Source organism: Serratia sp. K-E0102 (assembly GCF_029962625.1).
Taxonomy (GTDB): Bacteria; Pseudomonadota; Gammaproteobacteria; order Enterobacterales; family Enterobacteriaceae; genus Serratia; species Serratia sarumanii.
In genome coordinates this window covers 795,501-813,645 of the sequence record NZ_CP124754.1, presented here as the reverse complement: position 1 = coordinate 813,645, position 18,145 = coordinate 795,501, and the positions used below count along the sequence as shown (strand labels likewise).

Here is an 18,145-nt window from a genome sequence, read left to right as displayed (position 1 = left end):
ATTTTCCTGGAAAGGCTAGAATAACGACACGTGAGCCGGTGACGCGTCATCCCGACGATGACAACCAGCTCACGAACAAAAAGTGGGGATAAGATAAATTTTCTTCAGAGGGAAGTAAAACCCCGTGTGCGCTCATTGCGCAAAATCACGGTAAATTGACTGAATTTCTTCCTGGAAGAAGCCGCGATAGAGCAGATAACGCTGCACTTTGGCTTTCTCTTTCCAGTCGGTTGGCAACGCATCGCCAAATTTTCGCTGCGCCACCTGTTTTGCCTGTTCACACCAGTCGATGTCGCATTCCGCCAGCGCGTCCTGCACCAGCGCTTTGTCGACGCCCTTTTGCATCAGTTCGCTGCGGATGCGCTGCGCACCGTAACCTTTACGGCTGCGGCTGCCGATGTAGCTGTGAGCGAAACGCTTATCGTCCAGCCAGTTATGCTGGTAACAGTAGGCGATAACCTGCTCGATCAGCGCAGGATCCACCGGCTCTTCAACCACCGGCGGTGATGCCGGCGCATGTGGCCCCTTGCTGCCAAAACGGGCTTTCGCCACAAACGGCTGCGCCGCAAGTTTGCGGCGCAGTTCAGCTTCACTATGATCGCGTTGCGACAGCAGGCGCATGGCGCGGCTTAGCAAGTCATTCATCATTCAAGCCTGAATTTATGGGATATGCGCCACACGAACGGCGGCGCACATCTTCAGCGAGTTAGAACTGCTCGCTGGTTTCCGCTTCGTCGTCTTCGAAGTCGTCACCGGAAGCGGCCACCAGCTCACCGCCGCTGTGCAGCAGCAAATCGCGCAGCTTCTTATCCAGCTCGGCGGCGATAGCCGGGTTTTCTTTCAGGAAGTTACAGGCATTCGCCTTGCCCTGACCGATTTTCTCGCCGTTATAGCTGTACCAGGCGCCGGCTTTTTCGATCATCTTGTGCTTCACGCCCAGATCGACCAGCTCGCCACGGCTGTTGATGCCTTCGCCGTACATGATTTGGAATTCAGCCTGTTTGAACGGCGCAGCGATTTTGTTCTTCACCACTTTCACGCGGGTTTCGCTGCCCACCACTTCGTCGCCCTCTTTAATGGCGCCGATGCGGCGGATATCCAGACGCACCGAAGCGTAGAACTTCAGGGCGTTACCGCCGGTCGTGGTTTCCGGGTTGCCGAACATCACACCAATTTTCATACGGATCTGGTTGATGAAGATCAGCAGGGTATTGGCGTTTTTCAAGTTGCCGGCCAGCTTACGCATCGCCTGGCTCATCATGCGCGCCGCCAGACCCATGTGCGAATCGCCGATTTCACCTTCGATTTCCGCCTTCGGCGTCAGCGCCGCCACGGAGTCGACGATGATGACGTCAACCGCGCCGGAGCGGGTCAGCGCATCACAGATTTCCAGCGCCTGCTCGCCGGTGTCCGGCTGGGAGCACAGCAGGTTGTCGATATCGACGCCCAGCTTTTTCGCATAGATAGGATCCAGCGCGTGCTCGGCGTCGATGAACGCACAGGTTTTGCCTTCGCGCTGCGCAGCGGCGATCACCTGCAGCGTCAGGGTGGTTTTACCGGAGGATTCCGGGCCGTAGATTTCGACGATGCGGCCCATCGGCAGGCCGCCGGCGCCCAGAGCGATATCGAGTGACAGTGAGCCGGTGGAGATCGTTTCCACGTCCATGGAGCGGTCTTCACCCAGGCGCATGATGGAGCCTTTGCCGAACTGTTTCTCAATCTGGCCCAGTGCCGCAGCTAACGCCTTTTGCTTGTTCTCATCAATAGCCATTTTTGCTCCTTCGTTTCGCAATGCCGGTGTTACCCCACACTGCCACTGAATGTATGTTGTGCAGGAAATGTCACTAATTATACTGTATAGTCATACAGTATCAAGCCTAATTTACAAAAATTCGTCGATGGCGGTTTGCAGCGCGAAAATCGTCGCCTGCAGCCGCACCGCATCGCGATCGCCCTCGAATTGCATCTTGCGCGACAGCCCCCGGCCATCGCTGCCGGCGAAGCCGAACCACACGGTGCCGACCGGCTTTTCCGCGCTGCCGCCGTCCGGGCCGGCGATGCCGCTTACCGAGAGCGCCAGATCGGCCCGCGCCGCACGCAGCGCCCCTATCGCCATCTCGCGCACCACCTCTTCGCTGACCGCGCCGTGCGCCGCCAACGTGGCTTCGCTCACCCCCAGCAGGTCGTGCTTCGCCGCATTGCTGTAGGTGACGAAACCGCGATCGAAATAGGCGGAACTCCCCGCGATATCGGTAATGGCCTTGGCGATGCCGCCGCCGGTGCAGGATTCCGCGCAGGTGATCCAGCGGCCCTGAGCCTTCAGTTTTTCCCCCGCCAGCACGCTGAGCCGGCGCAGTTGGTTTTCACTCATAACCCCTCCCTCGCGAATTCAGGTATATGCGCCCGATAGTAGCATTTATCAAGGCGGCGCGACGTCTGGCGCGCAGAAATGCGCAGCGCCTCGCAGGAGGTGCGGTTTTAAGCGCCCGGCCAAGCTGCTAGTATCAAAAGAAGCGCCCCAGCGAGCGGCGGCGCACCAGCACAAGGAACATCACGGAGGCGGCACGCTGCGGCGGCGGCCTCAGGGCGCACCAGAAGAGATTAGGACGATAGCGTGAAAAAAACGTTGGGCGTATTCTTGCCGTTGTACACCACCACCCTGCTGCTGCTGTTGGGCTCGGGCCTGCTCACCACCTACGTCTCACTGCGGCTGGCCTCCATCCACGTCAGCAGCGCGCTGATCGGCGCCATCATCGCCGCCAACTACATCGGGTTGGTGATCGGCGGTAAGGTCGGCCACTTTCTCATCGCCCGCGTCGGGCATATCCGCGCCTACGTGGCCTGCGCCGGCATCATTACCGCCGCGGTGCTGGGGCACGGCCTGACGGCGTTCATTCCCGCCTGGGTTGCGCTGCGCCTGGTGATCGGGCTGTGCATGATGTGTCAGTTCATGGTGCTGGAAAGCTGGCTGAACGACCAGGCGGAATCCAACCAGCGCGGCATGGTGTTCGGTTTCTATATGGCGGCGACCTATCTCGGCATGTCTCTGGGCCAGATCGTGCTGATGCTGCAAAGCAATCTGGGCATTGCCACGCTGCTGGTGATCGCACTGTGCTTCGCGCTCTGCCTGGTGCCGATCGCTCTCACCACCCGCACCAATGCGCGCCACATGTCGCCGGCGCCGATGGAACTGCGTTACTTTGTCGGCGCTATTCCCAAGGTGCTGGCCACCACGCTGGTGATCGGCATGGTGGTAGGTTCGTTTTACGGCCTGGCGCCGGTCTACGCCAGCCTGCAATCCTTAAGCACGCAGCAAACCGGCCTGTTCATGGCGCTGGCCATCTTCGCCGGGCTGGTGGCGCAATTCCCGCTCAGTTGGCTGTCGGATCGCTATAACCGCCCCTTGCTGATGCGCCTCAACGCCATTTTTCTGATCGTGGCGGCGCTGCCGCTGGCGCTGCTGCCGCACATCGATTTCCCGCTGCTGCTGGCGGTGGGGTTCGTCGTCAGCATGCTGCAGTTTACGCTCTACCCGCTGGTGGTGGCATTGGCCAACGATCTGATCGAGCCGGAGCGTCGCGTCTCGCTGGCCGCCTGCCTGCTGATGGCGTTCGGCGTCGGCGCCAGCATCGGGCCGCTGGCGGTCGGCGCGCTGATCGAGCCGCTTGGCGGCAATATCCTGTACGCCTTCTTCGCCCTGTGCGGCGTGCTGCTGGCGGCCCTCAGCCGCACGGCGAAAGCGGAGGAACCGCAGCTGGCGCAGGACGCGCCGGTGCCGCACATTCCGCTGCCGGACAGCCTCGCCAGCTCGCCGCTGTCGCCGGCGCTCAATCCGACCTTTGATGAGCAGATCATTCACGACACCATGCCGCCGCCGGAAGCGGCGCCCGATGTCGACGAGCCGCAGCCTGAAGAACAGGAAACGGAGCACTTGCCTCAGGGCGCCGATCCGCAAGAGGACACCGGCCTGAAAAAGGCGCACGCCATGCTGTAAACGGCGCGGAGCTACAGATCCAGGAAAGAGCCCAGCAGAAAACCGCGTTCGGCGATCGCCGCTTTCAGCGTCGGCGCGGTCAACACATCCAGCTCGACGAGGCGCGGGTGGCAGTATTTGCTCTGCAGGATCGTCGCGTCGAGGAACGCCGGGTGGCACATCATTTCCAATGACTCGGCGCCCAGCTCGTCAGCGCGCGCCAACCGCTGCAGGAACAAGGCTTCGGAAATCGTTTCGCCGTAGAATCCCGCGTCAAACGCGTCGGTGCTGCAGGGCGTCTGCAACGCAATATCGCGCCGTTTCGCCTCTTCACGATCGAGGCGCAGCGGCAGACCCTGCGCCTGCGCAAACGCCTCCACCAGCGGGTAAATCTGCGGCTGCATATGTACATGGTGGTGGCTGTCGATGTGCGTCGGCGGCCTGCCGAACAGCGTCACAAACCGTGTGAACTGGCGCTGCAGCTCCTCCTGGATCTCGTCCAGCTGCAGCTCCCCGGCCTCGGCGCGGCGCCACAGCCATTTACCCAATTCGCCATGCTCGTTGACCAGCGAAGGCATGGCGCCCAGCGGCCTGCCATGGGTCAAAACGAAATGCAGCCCGATCGGTAACCCCGGATATTGCCGGCTGAGCGCCGCCGCGTGCTGTGCGCCGCCGCCGTTCACCATCGCCGTGGTAGAGGAAACGACGCCATGCTGATACGCCTCGATAACACCGTAGTTTTGTCCCTTGCTCAGGCCGAAGTCATCGGCATTCACGATCAGTAGTTTTTCCATAGTGGCTCCCGCGGGATGAATTTTTGGCAAGGGAAGCCCGACCGACCGGCGCGGCATTCCCCTTCGCTAAGGTAAAAATCGAATGATTAACCGGCCGGCGGCCTGAAGCTCATCGGCATATCGGCGTTGATACTGATCGGGAGCGGCCCTAAAGAGGGCCGTAGCACTTTTTTCGGTAGTTGCCTGGGGTCACATCGGTGAGCCGCTTGAAGTTTTTAATGAACAGGCTGACATCGCCATAGCCGGAATCGAAAGCGATATCGGAAACCGAATAGTTGGTGACCTCCAGCTGCGTCTTGGCGAAGTTGATGCGGATCTCATTGATCACCTGCATCGGCGTCTTGTGGTAGTAACGCCGCATCGCCCGGGTCAGATATTCCTGGGTTTTCCCCGACAGCGCCACCATGTTAGCCAACGCCCTTTCGCCGAACATCGCCTTGTCATGCATGCCGGCCAGGGTGTTCTTCAGCCACTGCGGGATATCATCGCCGCCGTCGTTTTCTTCTTTGTGGTGACGAATACGGCTGATCACATAGAAGGTCAGCGTTTCGAGAAATTCGGCGAAGTCGTCCTCGCGAAACTGCGGCGAACTCACCACCGATTCGATATAGGCCAAAAACTCGTTTCTCAGGCTGTAGGCCTGCGAGGCGACGAAGCAGCGCGGCAGCTGCTGCAAATAGTGCTCTTCAAAGAACGCTTTGCTGACCGCCACGTTGAAGATTTTCGTCGCGCCGAACTCGTAAAAGCTCTGGTGGTAGGAGCCGATGGGGATAAAGACGAAATCCCCGCGCTCCAGCAGCACCCGCTTGCCGTTGATCTCCTGATAGCATTTGCCGCTCAGCACGATGGTGAACTCGTAATAGTCGTGCTGATGCAGCCCGGTGGCGCTTTCCACCTTGTTGTAGATAAACAGGTGAAAATCTTTGCAGTTAAAAAAATCCTGCTCGCGAATCAGCTTCACGTCGTTGGCACTCAGCGAAATTCGGTTGTCGGACACGGCGCCGGCCTCCCGTTAGTCAAATCCGTTGCGTCTGGCCGCCTCGGCAAACCAGTAGCCGCTTTTCTTGATGGTGCGGCGCTGATCCGCCCGATCCAGCCGCACCAGCCCATAACGATTCTTGTAGGCGTTCAGCCAGGACCAGCAGTCGATAAAGGTCCACAGATGATAGCCTTTGCACTGCGAGCCTTCCGCCAGCGCGCGGTGCAGCCACTTCAGGTGCTCGCGAATAAAGTCGATGCGGTAATCGTCCTCCACCCGCCCATCGACGCCGATAAACGCCTCTTCGCCCTCAACGCCCATGCCGTTTTCCGAAATATAACAAGGCAGGTTGCCGTAGTTCTCTTTCAGATCCATCAGGATGTCGTACAGCCCCTTTTCGTAGATCTCCCAGCCGCGGTGCGGATTGATTTTGCGGCCCGGCATTGCATAGTAACTGAACAAATCCTCCGGCGATGCGATCGGCCCCTCGGCACGACGCCCCTCTTTCGCCTGCACCCTGCGCGGTTGGTAATAGTTGACGCCGAGGATGTCCACCACGCCGCCTTCAATCAGCGGCGCATCCTGCGGCTCGCAGTGGGGCATCAGCCCATGCCGCTCCAGCAGCTGCAGCAACGCCGCCGGATAACGCCCTTTGGCGACCGGATCGAGGAAACTGCGGTTGAGCAGCAGATCGGCGTCGTGCGCGGCCTGCCGATCCTCCGGCGCGTCGGAACATGGATAGGTCGGGCTCAGATTCAGAATGATGCCGATGCTCCCCGGCAGCTCCCGCGCTCTGAAACGCTGCACCGCCATGGCGTGCGCCAGTACGCTGTGATACGCCACGGTGACCGCCCGTTTGAAGTCCACCACGCAAGGGTAATGCAGGTCATTCAGGTAACCGGCCTCCACCGGCACGATCGGCTCGTTGAAGGTGAACCAGTGGGTGACCCGATCGCCAAACAGGCCGAAGCAGATATCGGCGTAACGCGCATAGGCTTCGACCACCGCCCGGCTTTCCCAGCCGCCGCGCTGCTGCATGCACAGCGGCATATCGAAGTGGTAGAGATTGATAAACGGGGTGATGCCCTGCGCCAGCAGCTCGTCGATCATCGCGTTATAGAACGCCACCGCCTGCGGGTTCACCTCGCCGTCACCGTCCGGGATCAGCCGCGACCACGAGATAGACGTTCTGAAGGTATTGTGGCCCAGCGTTTTGAGCAGCCCGATATCGGCGCGGAAATGGTCGTAAAAGGTCGAGGCCTCGGCCGGCCCCACCCGATCGTGAAAGCGCTCGGGCGCGATCTCGTACCAATAGTCGAAGATGTTGCGGCTCTTGCCGTCGCGCGCGGCCGCCCCTTCAGACTGCGGCGCGGAGGTGGCGCTCCCCCACCAGAACCCGTCGGCAAATTGATATTCCATACTCGCGTCCCTTGCAGGGCGGCCGCGCCGCCCCGTTCCACAGTTAGAATTTCAGCGCCTTGGCGATGTCTTCTTCGCTTTCCGTCGCCGCGTCGATCTGGCTCTGCGCCTTGTTGGAGATCGCCACGAACGGCAGATAAATCACGGTGGCGACCGCCAGGTTAAACAGGCTCAACAACATGGCCATGATGCTGCCGTTGGTGTTGAAGAACGCCCCCAGGCCGACCGGCATGGTCCAGGGCGCGATGTTGGTGATAGGCGGGATCAGCCCGGAGTAATAAGCCAGCGAGGTGATAATGGTCAGCACCGGCTGCACCAGGATGAACGGAATGAACATCACCGGGTTCATGATCACCGGCAGGCCGAACAGAATCGGTTCGTTGATCTGAAAAATGCCAGACGGCGTCGCCAGCTTGGCGACCTGGCGGTAATCCTCGCGGCGCGAGGCGATGAAGATGGCGATGATCAGGCCCAGCGTCGAGCCGGTGCCGCCGAGGTAAATGTAGGAGTCGACGAACGGCTTCGCCCACATGTGGAACTCTTTCCCGGCGGCCACCGCCGCTTCGACCGAACCGTATTTGTTGTACAGCTCCACGTTTTCCAGCGCGAACGGCGTCATGATGCCGCTGTCCAGCGCCGCCAGCGCCATGGAGCCGTGCACCCCAAAGAACCACAGCAGCGAGGAGAACAGCACGTACACCCAGCCCACCACGCTGCCCATCTTGGCCAGCGGTGCCGAAATGCCGTCCATGATGATCTGGTGGAAGTTGGTGCCCCAGTGCGCCAGCGCGAACGCCACCAGCCCCATGATGGAGAGGATGATGAAACCGGGGATCAGCGCCGAGAAGGAGCGCGACACCGAAGCCGGCACGCTGTCCGGCAGGCTGATCACCCAGTTGCGCCGCACGATGAAAGCAAACATCTCGGCCACCACCAGCCCGATCACCATACCGGAAATGATGTTGGCGCCGCCCAGCCAGTTGGCGCCCACCGCATAGGCCTCGCCGACGTTGAACGGCGTGACGGTCATAAAGGCCGCCACCGCCAGCAGCGCCGAGGCGAGCGGATCGACCTTGCGCTCTTCGGCCAACGCCATGCTGATAAAGAACGGCGTCATCAGGGACATGATCCCCAGCGTGCCGTTGTACACGCTGCCGCCGATGCTCTTCAGGCTATTGAGCGTCTCGATGGTGGAGGCATCCAGGCGCACGCCCAGCGAATAGAAGAACGATCCTTCGCCGAAGCTTAGGAACACGTTGTTGATCAACACGAACATCGCCCCGGTCAAGGTCAGCGGCATCAGGCGGATAAAGCCGTTCTTGATGGCGTTGACGTGGGGCTGCTTGCCGATTTTTACGGCGAAAGGCAGGATAACCTTCTCGAGCGAGGCAATGAGGGTATTCACGGCGGCCTCCTGTTATTGGTTGGCTTTCTTGATGGCGGCCACCGCGGCCTTCAGCACGCCCAGCCCATCGACCTTGCCGTACAGCAGCGGATCGATGACTTCAACGGGTTTGTTGGGCAGCTGTTTTTGCACTTCCGGCAAGGTGTAGGCAATCTGCGGCCCCAGCAGGATCAGATCCGCTTCAACGCCTTTCTCCGCAGCCAGCGCTTCCGGGTAGGCGGCGATGATCACCGGCACTTCGTATTTCTCGGCCTGCGCCTTCATTTTTGAAACCAACAGGGAAGTGGACATACCGGCAGAACAAAACAGATAGATTTTTTTCTTTTCCATACCAAGCACCTCAGATAATCAAAAAAACCCCGTGTTATTTGTATGCCAGATGCAATCACGATTGCTTCACGCACATTCCTTATGAAAATTTCCGTCACGTTGCCCTGGTTGCAGACAGTATACGGAGCATGAAAAACGGATCGGTAAGCCAGGGGAGAGAATAACCGTCTCTCCTTGACCTGATGGCTTGACCCCCTTCACATTTCGCATAAAAAAATAGTGTGACCGGGCTCTCAAATAACCGATATAAACTCAGAATATTCGCAATAAACACTCAAATAACAATTATAAACAGACAGTTATAAACACGCCGAGAATTTAAGGGTTTATTTGCACCTGAACAAACGAAAAGGGAATAAAAATAGTTCAAGCTTGATTCGCCTGCTGCTCTCCGAACGCGATGGCAGGCGAAGAGGATTAGGTGGGCAGACGCAGCAACTCGATCACCGTGGCCAGCGCCACGGAATGGTTCCTGCGGTTGGGGTAATAGAGGTAAAAACCGGGAAACGGCGCGCACCAGTCGGCCAACACTCGCCGCAGCCGCCCGCTCGCAAGATGATCTTCCACCTCCTGCTCGATGGCGAAGGCGATGCCGACGTGCGCCAGCGCCGCCTGCAGCAGCAGCCTGGCGTCATCCACGATCAGCGAGCTGTTAACCGCCACGGTAAATCGCTGCTCGCCCTGCTGAAACGCCCACTTGTAGCGCTCGCCCGAAGAGGCCTTGCGCCAACCGATGCAGCGGTGCTGCAGCAAATCCTGCGGGTGCATCGGTTCGCCGTGCCGTTGAAAATAGCCCGGCGTGGCGACGATGGCAAAACGCAGATCCGGCGTCAGACGCACCGCGCGCATATCGTTGTGCAGATCCTCGCCGAGCCGAATACCGGCGTCAAAGCCTTGCTCGACGATGTTGGCGAACCCTTCGTCCGCCACCACCTCCAGCGTAATGCCGGGATATTCGCTGGCCAACCGCCCCAGATGCGGCACGATGGCGAGATCGATCGCCGAACGCGGCGCGTTGATGCGCACCAGGCCGCGCGGCCCTTCGCGAAACGCATTCAGGCTCTCCAGCGCGGCGTCGATGTCGGTAAAGGCCGGCACCAGCTGTGCCAACAGATGCTCACCGGCCTCCGTCGGCGAAACGTTGCGGGTGGTGCGGTTCAGCAGGCGAATGCCCACCTGCGCTTCCAGTTCGCGCAGGGTGTGGGTCAGCGTCGGCGGCGTCACGCCCAATCGGGCGGCGGCGCGGCGGAAGCTGCGTTCACTGGCGATAGCCACGAAGGCCGCCAGTCCGGACAATTCGGGTTTCTTCATGCTATTAATATAAATTATCTAATAGTGAGATGAATTTTTAGCGGATAGTTATCCGTTATCTAACAACATAGCATTACGATCGAACCCATTACCAGGTATCGATGCGATGATTAATGCTACAGCTCCAACTCATGAAACGCCGCGCCGTCTGGCGGACAAAGTCGTGCTGGTGAGCGGCGGCGGCACAGGCATCGGCCGCGCCGCCGCGCTGGCCTATGCCCGCGAAGGCGCCAAAGTGGCGCTGGCCGGCCGACGCGCGGCGGAAATCGAAGCCACGGCGCGCGACATCGCGCTCGCCGGCGGCGACGCCCTGCCCATCGTGGCCGACGTATCCCAGGAAAACGACATCCGCAGGCTGCTCGCCACGGTGACCGCCCACTACGGCCGGCTCGACGTCGCCTTCAATAACGCCGGCATCATCGGCAACTTCGCTCCCATCACCGAACAGAGCAGCGAGGATTTTGACCGGGTGATCGCCATTAACCTCAGAGGCGTCTGGCTGGCGATGAAATACGAGATTGAAACCTTCCTGGCTCAGCGCTCGGGCGGCGTGATCGTTAACACCTCCTCCTGGCTGACCCACGGCGCGCTGGCCGGTTCATCCAGCTACTCCGCCAGCAAAGGCGCGCTCGATGCGATGATCCGCGCGGTGGCGCTCGAATACAGCGGCCAGGGCATCCGTGTCAACAACATCAACCCCGGCATCATCGACACGCCGATGGCGCGCGGCAGCGTGGCCAACAGCGCGGCGTTCGCGCCCTTTATCGCCCACACGCCCGCCGGCCGCCTGGGCGAATCGGAAGACATCGGCGATGTGGCGCTGTGGCTGGCGACGGACGAAGCCCGCTTCATCACCGGCCAAAGCCTGCTGGTGGACGGCGGTTACACCATCGCCGGCATGCGCTGAGGAGACGACGCCATGAACTACGTTCGGCTTGGCGACAGCGGCCTGAAGGTGTCCCGCCTCTGCCTGGGCGGCATGACCTACGGCGATCCGGCCTGGCGCCCCTGGGTGCTGAAGGAGGATGAAGCGCGCCCCTTTATCCGCGAGGCGCTGGAAGCGGGCATCAATTTCTTCGATACCGCCAACATTTACTCCGACGGAGAAAGCGAACGCATTCTCGGCCGCGCGCTGAAGGCGTTCGCCCGTCGAGAAGACGTGGTGATCGCCACCAAGGCCTACTTTCCGATGGACGCGCAGCCGAACAGCCGGGGGCTGTCGCGCAAGCACCTGCTGCACAGCATTGACGCCTCCTTGCAGCGGTTGGGAACGGATTACCTCGATCTGTTCGTGCTGCACCGCTTCGACACCGAAACGCCGATCGAAGAAACTGCCGACACCCTCGATGGCCTGGTGCGGGCGGGCAAGATCCGCTATCTCGGCGCGTCTTCACTGCACGCCTGGCGCCTGATGAAAATGCTGGCCTTTCAACGTCAGCACCGCCTGGCGCCGTTTATTTCGTTGCAAAGCCAATACAACCTGGTGACGCGTGAAGACGAAGAGGAACTGATCCCGCTGTGCCTGGAGGAAGGTCTTGGCCTGACGCCCTGGTCGCCGCTGGCCCGCGGCGTGCTGGCCGGCTCCGGCAGTGGCGGCACGCTGCGCGCCGCCACCGACGAGCAGGCTCCCCGTTGGTACGGCGGCAGAAACGAGGTCGAACGCACCGTCGCTGCGGTAGCGGAGGTGGCGGCCGCGCGCGGCGTTCCCCCGGCGCAAATCGCGCTGGCCTGGCTGTTGGCCAAACCCGGCGTGGCATCGCCGCTGGTGGGCATGTCCAAGCCACACCATCTGCAGGATGCACTGGCGGCGCTAGACCTCAGGCTATCGCCGGAAGACGTGGCCGCGCTGGAGGCGCCAATGGCGCACGCTGCCCGCCCCGAACGTTGGTAGCCCCTTTTCCTTCATTCCAGGAGAAAGACATGGCATACGCTGTGACCGCGCGAGCGGCGTTATTCACCCTCGCTACTGCACTCACCCTCAGCACGCCGGCGCAGGCCGCCGTCGATGCACACTGTACGGAAAGCAGTATGACGCTGCCGCCCGGCGCGCTTTACCCCAACGGCATCGCCCGCGCGGCGGACGGCACGCTGTATGTCGGCCTGATCACCAGCGGCAACGTGCTGCGCAAACGGCCGGGTAAAGCGTGGGAAACCTTTTTCCCCGGCGCTGACACGGTGTTCGCCTCAAACGCGCTGCGGCTGGACGAACGGCGCGGGCTGCTGTGGGGCAATTCGCCGGACTTCCTCTCCGGCGGCAAAACGCGCGCCAACCGCATCTACGCGCTGAACGTCGCGGATGGCACGCTCAACCGCAGCCTGGCGCTGCCGGCGGGAGAAATGGGCAACGATATCGTGCTCGGCGCAGACGGTACGGTGTACGTGACGGAAACCCGCGGCGGCGGCATCCTGCGCCTGCGGCCGGGCGAAGCGGCATTCAGTACGCTGTATCAGGATCCACGCTTAGCGGCGCCCAGCGGGCTGGGCGCCGCCGGGATCGTGCTGCTCGACGACCGGCTGCTGGCTGTCGCCAATTTCGGCACCGGTAAGCTCTACACCTTCCGCTATAACGATCCAAAGCCGCAGCTGACGGAAATGCAGCTGCCGCGCCTGATTGAAAACCCGGACGGGATGGGGTTGGCACCGGACGGCGCGCTGATCGTGCTGGAAAACGGGATCCAGAGCGGCAAGGGGCGGATCCTGCGGATCCCGTCTCCCAAGGCGGCAGGCATGCACCGGATTGAGGTCTTGCGCGAAGGCATGGAATCGCCGGTCAATCTGACTATCACCCCACAAGGCTGCGCCTTCGTCAGCGAATCGCGCATTCGCCACCGCCTGCTGCCCGGCCATGAATCCGAAGTGCCCGACAGCTTCCGTCTCTATCAACTGCCCCTGCCCCTCACCGCCGCGCAATAAACTCCACGCCGCCTCAGCGGGCGGCGACTTGCGTTGTACCGTTAACATCCAATGAATTGAAAATATTTATTTCGATGGTATTAATCAGAACTATGATTAATTCTAACTTAACAAACTGATTTTAATTAAATTATTCCACTACACATCGCTGATTATACTTGCCTTATCCCCCACCTCATTATCATCGAGCGTATTCATGAGCCGATACCATGTTTCCAGCAGCGAAGGTCAATATGAGAAAGAATCCGGCGAGCAAGTTCTAGCCAATAAGCTGGGCATCACCGATAGCGACGAACTCGACGGCGCCGAGTTGGTGTTGCTGGAGCAGCTCTACCGTTCCGTTTTCGAACAGCACTTTCCATTAGGAAAAATCACCGTCGAGATGCTTAAGGGATGGCATCACCGCTGGTTAGGCAATATTTATGCGTGGGCTGGACAAGCAAGAACCGTCAATATCAGCAAAGGAGGCTTCATGTTTGCCCCTTCGACGCGATTGCCCAAACTACTGGACGATTTCGAAGTGAAATACCTGGCAAGTTACACACCTTGCTCAGACATGAGCGAAGAACAGCTGATAGAAGCGATCGCGATAATCCATGTTGAACTGATACTCATACACCCTTTTAGAGAAGGGAATGGCCGTTTGTCACGGCTGCTGGCCGATGTGATGGCGGTTCAGGGTGGGCATAAACCGTTGGATTATCAAAGCTGGGAACAAAACAGAGCCCAATATATCTCGGCTATTCACTCGGGTATGAACATGAACTACGAGCCGATGAAACACTGGGTCAACCAAGCACTAAGAAAGTATTAGGCAAGGCGCAGATGAGCGAATTTTTTACGCACTTCTTCTAAAGAAGCTTCAATTCTGGCTGAAGGTTGACCTGTTTCAACCGCCGTTGATGTCGCCACTGAGCGGGCAATGTCCGTACGAGATGGCTTAACATAACCCACCGGCACTTTCTTAGTATTACTCATGACGCCCCCCGATCAGAAAATTCATTGATGAGATTATACCAAGGATTGTACATAACTTCATGCCCCTCACCGCCGCGCAATAAACTCCACGCCGCCTCAGCGGGCGGCGACTTGCGTTGTTGCCCGCAGGCGAACGACAATCTCGCTTCGTTACAACTCCTCCTTGCGCAGCGCTTCCCATTTTTACCTGTGACAGCCGATTGCCCGCTGGGCTAGTATAAGCGTCTGTGCAAACCTCGGGTTTGAGCGCGCCGTTTGGCGTTTTGATGATTTGATTTGCGCCGCCCGCCAAGCGCTGAATGGGGCGGCGCCTGCTGAAACAATGTGATAGCGAATGACGACAATGAAAATCACAGTTCCCTTTACATTCAATGGATTGGAAAAATAATCGCATGAATAGCACCGATAAACTCGATTCGCATACGCCGATGATGCAGCAGTACCTGCGCCTCAAGGCCCAGCATCCTGAAATCCTGCTGTTCTACCGCATGGGCGACTTCTACGAGCTGTTTTACGACGACGCCAAGCGCGCTTCCCAGCTGCTGGATATCTCGCTGACCAAACGCGGTGCCTCGGCGGGTGAACCGATCCCGATGGCCGGCGTGCCGCACCACGCGGTAGAGAACTACCTGGCCAAGCTGGTGCAGCTCGGCGAGTCCGTCGCCATCTGCGAGCAGATCGGCGATCCGGCCACCAGTAAAGGGCCGGTCGAGCGCAAAGTGGTGCGTATCGTCACGCCCGGCACCATCACCGACGAAGCGCTGCTGCAAGAGCGCCAGGACAACCTGCTGGCGGCGATCTGGCAGGACGCGCGCGGCTTCGGCTACGCCACGCTGGACGTGAGCTCCGGCCGCTTTCGCGTCGCCGAGCCGCAGGATCTGGAAACCATGGCCGCCGAGCTGCAGCGCACCAATCCGGCCGAGCTGCTCTACCCGGAAACCTTCGAACAAATGGCGCTGATCGAACAGCGCCACGGCCTGCGCCGCCGCCCGCTGTGGGAATTCGAGCTTGAGACCGCGCGTCAGCAGCTCAATCTACAGTTCGGCACCCGCGATTTGACCGGTTTCGGCGTCGAGCAAGCGCACCAGGCGCTGCGCGCCGCCGGCTGCCTGCTGCAGTACGTCAAAGATACTCAGCGCACTTCGCTGCCGCACATTCGCGGCATCACCATGGAGCGCCAGCAGGACGGCATCATCATGGACGCCGCCACCCGCCGCAACCTGGAACTGACGCAGAGCCTGTCCGGCGGCAACGACAACACGCTGGCGGCGATCCTCGATCGCACGGTCACGCCGATGGGCAGCCGCATGCTGAAACGCTGGCTGCACATGCCGACCCGCGATATCAAGGTTCTCACCGCCCGCCAACAGGCGATCGGCGCATTGCAGGAGCTGTTCACCGATCTGCAGCCTTCGCTGCGTCAGGTGGGCGATCAGGAGCGAATTTTGGCGCGTCTGGCGCTGCGCACCGCCCGGCCGCGCGATCTGGCGCGCATGCGCCATGCTTTCCAGCAACTGCCGGACATCCGCGCGCTGCTGCAAGATGTGGATACCCCGCACGTGCAGCAGCTGCTGTCTCAGGTGGGCCAGTTCGACGAGCTGCGCGAGCTGCTGGAACGCGCGGTCATTGAATCCCCACCGGTGCTGGTGCGCGACGGCGGCGTGATCGCTCCCGGTTACAACAGCGAGCTGGACGAGTGGCGCGCACTGGCCGACGGCGCCAGCGATTACCTCGATCGGCTGGAGATCCGCGAGCGTGAAAAGCTGGGGCTGGATACGCTCAAGGTCGGCTTCAACGGCGTACACGGCTACTACATTCAGGTCAGCCGCGGCCAAAGCCACCTGGTGCCGATCCACTATGTGCGCCGTCAGACGCTGAAAAACGCCGAGCGCTACATCATCCCGGAATTGAAAGAGTACGAAGACAAAGTGCTCACCTCCAAGGGCAAGGCGCTAGCGATCGAGAAAAGCCTATACGACGAGCTGTTCGATCTGCTGCTGCCGCACCTGGCGGAGCTGCAGCAAAGCGCCGCCGCACTGGCCGAGCTGGACGTGCTGGCCAACCTGGCCGAGCGCGCCGATACCCTGAACTACGCTTGCCCGACCATGAGCGAGCAGCCGGGGATCCGCATTACCGAAGGCCGTCACCCGGTGGTGGAGCAGGTGCTGAGCGAACCGTTTATCTCCAACCCGCTCACCCTGTCGCCACAGCGCCGTATGCTGATCATTACCGGCCCGAACATGGGCGGTAAAAGCACTTATATGCGGCAAACGGCGCTGATCGTGCTGATGGCGCACATCGGCAGTTACGTGCCGGCCACCAAGGCCACCATCGGCCCGGTGGATCGCATCTTCACCCGCGTCGGCGCGGCGGACGATCTGGCTTCCGGCCGCTCCACCTTCATGGTGGAGATGACCGAAACCGCCAACATCCTGCACAACGCCACCGAGCACAGTCTGGTGTTGATGGATGAAATCGGCCGCGGCACCTCCACCTACGACGGCCTGTCGCTGGCCTGGGCCTGCGCCGAGAACCTGGCCAACCGCATCAAGGCGATGACGCTGTTCGCCACCCACTACTTCGAGCTGACGACCCTGCCGGAGAAAATGGAAGGCGTGGTTAACGTGCATCTGGACGCGCTCGAACATGGCGATACCATCGCCTTCATGCACAGCGTGCAGGACGGTGCCGCCAGCAAAAGCTATGGCCTGGCGGTCGCCGCATTGGCCGGCGTACCGCGCGACGTCATCAAGCGCGCCCGCCAGAAGCTGCGCGAGCTGGAGTCTATCTCCAGCCACACCGCATCGGGCAGCGTCGATGCCACCCAGATGACGCTGCTGCAGGAAGAAACCTCGCCGGCGGTTGAAGCCCTGGAAGCGCTGGATCCGGATTCCCTGTCGCCGCGCCAGGCGCTGGAATGGATCTACCGGCTGAAAAATATGGTGTAGTCTGGCGCCAAACGCGAGCATAAAAAAACGGTGAGCATGACGCTCACCGTTTTTATTTGATGCGGTTCAACAACCGGCGTTATTCGCGGAACAGCGCCTCAATGCTCAGGCCCTGCATCTGCAGAATCTCACGCAGACGGCGCAGACCTTCAACCTGAATCTGACGGACGCGCTCGCGCGTCAGGCCAATCTCCCGGCCTACGTCTTCCAGCGTCGCCGCTTCATAGCCCAGCAGGCCGAAACGACGCGCCAACACTTCACGCTGTTTGGCGTTCAGTTCGAATAGCCATTTGACGATGCTTTGCTTCATATCGTCGTCTTGCGTGGTGTCTTCAGGCCCGTTGTCCTTCTCGTCGGCCAGAATGTCCAGCAGCGCTTTCTCCGAATCCCCGCCCAGCGGCGTATCCACCGAGGTGATGCGCTCATTCAGACGCAGCATGCGGCTGACGTCATCCACCGGCTTGTCGAGTTGCTCGGCAATCTCTTCAGCGCTCGGTTCATGATCCAGCTTGTGGGAAAGCTCGCGCGCGGTGCGCAGATAGACATTCAGTTCTTTGACGATATGGATAGGCAAACGAATGGTACGGGTTTGGTTCATGATCGCCCGTTCAATCGTCTGACGGATCCACCAGGTTGCGTAAGTGGAGAAGCGGAAACCGCGTTCCGGGTCGAATTTTTCCACTGCGCGAATCAGACCGAGGTTACCCTCTTCGATCAGATCCAGCAGCGCCAGACCGCGGTTGCTGTAGCGGCGGGCGATTTTCACCACCAGCCGCAGGTTGCTTTCAATCATGCGGCGGCGGGACGGCACGTCACCGCGCAGAGCACGCCGCGCAAAATAGACTTCTTCCTCTGCGGTCAGCAGAGGTGAATAACCGATCTCACCCAGATAGAGCTGCGTCGCATCCAATACGCGTTGCGTAACGCCTTGAGACAACAGCTCTTCTTCCGCTAAATCGTTCTCACTGGTCTCTTCTTCTACCAGCGCTTTTTCATCAAACGACTCGGCCTCAGCTCCATTCTCGTCGAAATCCGCATCATCATGTAACTCGTTAACTTTCAGCGTATTTTGGCTCATATGCTGCTCCTACCCGT

At 60.1% G+C, this 18,145-nt stretch carries 17 protein-coding genes; 6 read left to right on the top strand and 11 right to left on the bottom strand.

Translation table 11 applies throughout. The annotated features are described in order from the left end of the window. Positions 1–132: 132 nt before the first annotated feature. From recX to pncC, 3 genes are all read right to left on the bottom strand, one after another. Positions 133–645, bottom strand: coding sequence for a recombination regulator RecX (gene recX, locus SSARUM2_RS03680; RefSeq protein WP_047569255.1), 513 nt, complete (start codon positions 643–645; stop codon positions 133–135). A 61-nt stretch (positions 646–706) separates the two neighbouring features. Next, complete coding sequence (gene recA, locus SSARUM2_RS03675) at positions 707–1,771, bottom strand: recombinase RecA (protein WP_004932541.1); 1,065 nt, start codon at positions 1,769–1,771, stop codon at positions 707–709. A 111-nt stretch (positions 1,772–1,882) separates the two neighbouring features. Further along, entirely contained in the window at positions 1,883–2,371 is a 489-nt protein-coding gene (gene pncC, locus SSARUM2_RS03670; RefSeq protein WP_033649270.1) for a nicotinamide-nucleotide amidase, read from the bottom strand. A 243-nt stretch (positions 2,372–2,614) separates the two neighbouring features. On the opposite strand from pncC, the gene SSARUM2_RS03665 reads away from it, so the two are divergent. Next, the gene (locus SSARUM2_RS03665) at positions 2,615–3,994 is read left to right on the top strand and encodes an MFS transporter (protein WP_049213106.1); all 1,380 of its coding nucleotides are present in this window, start codon (positions 2,615–2,617) and stop codon (positions 3,992–3,994) included. Positions 3,995–4,005: 11 nt separating this feature from the next. On the opposite strand, the gene chbG is transcribed toward SSARUM2_RS03665, so the two are convergent. From chbG to SSARUM2_RS03635, 6 genes are all read right to left on the bottom strand, one after another. Beyond that, positions 4,006–4,767: a chitin disaccharide deacetylase gene (gene chbG, locus SSARUM2_RS03660; RefSeq protein ID WP_043148122.1), complete on the bottom strand. Its 762-nt coding sequence runs from the start codon at positions 4,765–4,767 to the stop codon at positions 4,006–4,008. A gap of 148 nt (positions 4,768–4,915) precedes the next feature. Beyond that, on the bottom strand, positions 4,916–5,764 hold the full coding sequence (gene chbR, locus SSARUM2_RS03655) for a transcriptional regulator ChbR (RefSeq protein ID WP_033637170.1): 849 nt from the start codon (positions 5,762–5,764) through the stop codon (positions 4,916–4,918). 15 nt (positions 5,765–5,779) lie between these two features. After that, the gene (locus SSARUM2_RS03650; protein ID WP_060426888.1) at positions 5,780–7,165 is read right to left on the bottom strand and encodes a glycoside hydrolase family 1 protein; all 1,386 of its coding nucleotides are present in this window, start codon (positions 7,163–7,165) and stop codon (positions 5,780–5,782) included. A gap of 43 nt (positions 7,166–7,208) precedes the next feature. Continuing rightward, the gene (gene chbC, locus SSARUM2_RS03645) at positions 7,209–8,570 is read right to left on the bottom strand and encodes a PTS N,N'-diacetylchitobiose transporter subunit IIC (RefSeq protein WP_004932557.1); all 1,362 of its coding nucleotides are present in this window, start codon (positions 8,568–8,570) and stop codon (positions 7,209–7,211) included. A 12-nt stretch (positions 8,571–8,582) separates the two neighbouring features. Next, entirely contained in the window at positions 8,583–8,900 is a 318-nt protein-coding gene (locus SSARUM2_RS03640; protein WP_004932561.1) for a PTS sugar transporter subunit IIB, read from the bottom strand. A gap of 417 nt (positions 8,901–9,317) precedes the next feature. Continuing rightward, entirely contained in the window at positions 9,318–10,211 is an 894-nt protein-coding gene (locus SSARUM2_RS03635) for a LysR family transcriptional regulator (RefSeq protein ID WP_041033336.1), read from the bottom strand. Positions 10,212–10,380: 169 nt separating this feature from the next. Between SSARUM2_RS03635 and SSARUM2_RS03630 the strand changes: the two genes are divergently transcribed. From SSARUM2_RS03630 to SSARUM2_RS03615, 4 genes are all read left to right on the top strand, one after another. Then, positions 10,381–11,118 carry an SDR family oxidoreductase gene (locus SSARUM2_RS03630; RefSeq protein ID WP_325984683.1) on the top strand — a complete coding sequence of 246 codons (738 nt, stop codon included), beginning with the start codon at positions 10,381–10,383 and terminating at the stop codon, positions 11,116–11,118. A 12-nt stretch (positions 11,119–11,130) separates the two neighbouring features. Next, complete coding sequence (locus tag SSARUM2_RS03625) at positions 11,131–12,102, top strand: aldo/keto reductase (RefSeq protein WP_041033335.1); 972 nt, start codon at positions 11,131–11,133, stop codon at positions 12,100–12,102. A gap of 29 nt (positions 12,103–12,131) precedes the next feature. Then, the gene (locus tag SSARUM2_RS03620; RefSeq protein WP_223915604.1) at positions 12,132–13,124 is read left to right on the top strand and encodes a hypothetical protein; all 993 of its coding nucleotides are present in this window, start codon (positions 12,132–12,134) and stop codon (positions 13,122–13,124) included. 196 nt (positions 13,125–13,320) lie between these two features. Next, complete coding sequence (locus SSARUM2_RS03615) at positions 13,321–13,938, top strand: Fic family protein (protein ID WP_041033331.1); 618 nt, start codon at positions 13,321–13,323, stop codon at positions 13,936–13,938. Here SSARUM2_RS03615 and SSARUM2_RS03610 read toward each other — a convergent pair. Then, positions 13,935–14,102: a hypothetical protein gene (locus SSARUM2_RS03610; protein WP_162846236.1), complete on the bottom strand. Its 168-nt coding sequence runs from the start codon at positions 14,100–14,102 to the stop codon at positions 13,935–13,937. The two genes, SSARUM2_RS03615 and SSARUM2_RS03610, sit on opposite strands and share 4 nt — an antisense overlap. 392 nt (positions 14,103–14,494) lie before the next feature. Here SSARUM2_RS03610 and mutS point away from each other — a divergent pair, with 392 nt between their 5' ends. Then, on the top strand, positions 14,495–17,050 hold the full coding sequence (mutS, locus tag SSARUM2_RS03605) for a DNA mismatch repair protein MutS (protein WP_060439187.1): 2,556 nt from the start codon (positions 14,495–14,497) through the stop codon (positions 17,048–17,050). A 79-nt stretch (positions 17,051–17,129) separates the two neighbouring features. Here the strand turns inward: mutS and rpoS are convergent, their stop codons facing one another. Continuing rightward, entirely contained in the window at positions 17,130–18,128 is a 999-nt protein-coding gene (gene rpoS / locus SSARUM2_RS03600) for an RNA polymerase sigma factor RpoS (protein WP_004932578.1), read from the bottom strand. Positions 18,129–18,145: the final 17 nt, after the last annotated feature.

What these genes read in the sequence shown, in the direction of transcription:
- SSARUM2_RS03610 (WP_162846236.1), bottom strand. Translation starts at nt 14,102, where the DNA reads ATGAGTAATACTAAGAAAGTGCCGGTGGGTTATGTTAAGCCATCTCGT.
- SSARUM2_RS03625 (WP_041033335.1), top strand. Translation starts at nt 11,131, where the DNA reads ATGAACTACGTTCGGCTTGGCGACAGCGGCCTGAAGGTGTCCCGCCTC.
- SSARUM2_RS03650 (WP_060426888.1), bottom strand. Translation starts at nt 7,165, where the DNA reads ATGGAATATCAATTTGCCGACGGGTTCTGGTGGGGGAGCGCCACCTCC.
- chbG (WP_043148122.1), bottom strand. Translation starts at nt 4,767, where the DNA reads ATGGAAAAACTACTGATCGTGAATGCCGATGACTTCGGCCTGAGCAAG.
- rpoS (WP_004932578.1), bottom strand. Translation starts at nt 18,128, where the DNA reads ATGAGCCAAAATACGCTGAAAGTTAACGAGTTACATGATGATGCGGAT.
- recX (WP_047569255.1), bottom strand. Translation starts at nt 645, where the DNA reads ATGAATGACTTGCTAAGCCGCGCCATGCGCCTGCTGTCGCAACGCGAT.
- SSARUM2_RS03620 (WP_223915604.1), top strand. Translation starts at nt 12,132, where the DNA reads ATGGCATACGCTGTGACCGCGCGAGCGGCGTTATTCACCCTCGCTACT.
- SSARUM2_RS03615 (WP_041033331.1), top strand. Translation starts at nt 13,321, where the DNA reads ATGAGCCGATACCATGTTTCCAGCAGCGAAGGTCAATATGAGAAAGAA.
- recA (WP_004932541.1), bottom strand. Translation starts at nt 1,771, where the DNA reads ATGGCTATTGATGAGAACAAGCAAAAGGCGTTAGCTGCGGCACTGGGC.
- mutS (WP_060439187.1), top strand. Translation starts at nt 14,495, where the DNA reads ATGAATAGCACCGATAAACTCGATTCGCATACGCCGATGATGCAGCAG.
- SSARUM2_RS03635 (WP_041033336.1), bottom strand. Translation starts at nt 10,211, where the DNA reads ATGAAGAAACCCGAATTGTCCGGACTGGCGGCCTTCGTGGCTATCGCC.
- pncC (WP_033649270.1), bottom strand. Translation starts at nt 2,371, where the DNA reads ATGAGTGAAAACCAACTGCGCCGGCTCAGCGTGCTGGCGGGGGAAAAA.
- SSARUM2_RS03640 (WP_004932561.1), bottom strand. Translation starts at nt 8,900, where the DNA reads ATGGAAAAGAAAAAAATCTATCTGTTTTGTTCTGCCGGTATGTCCACT.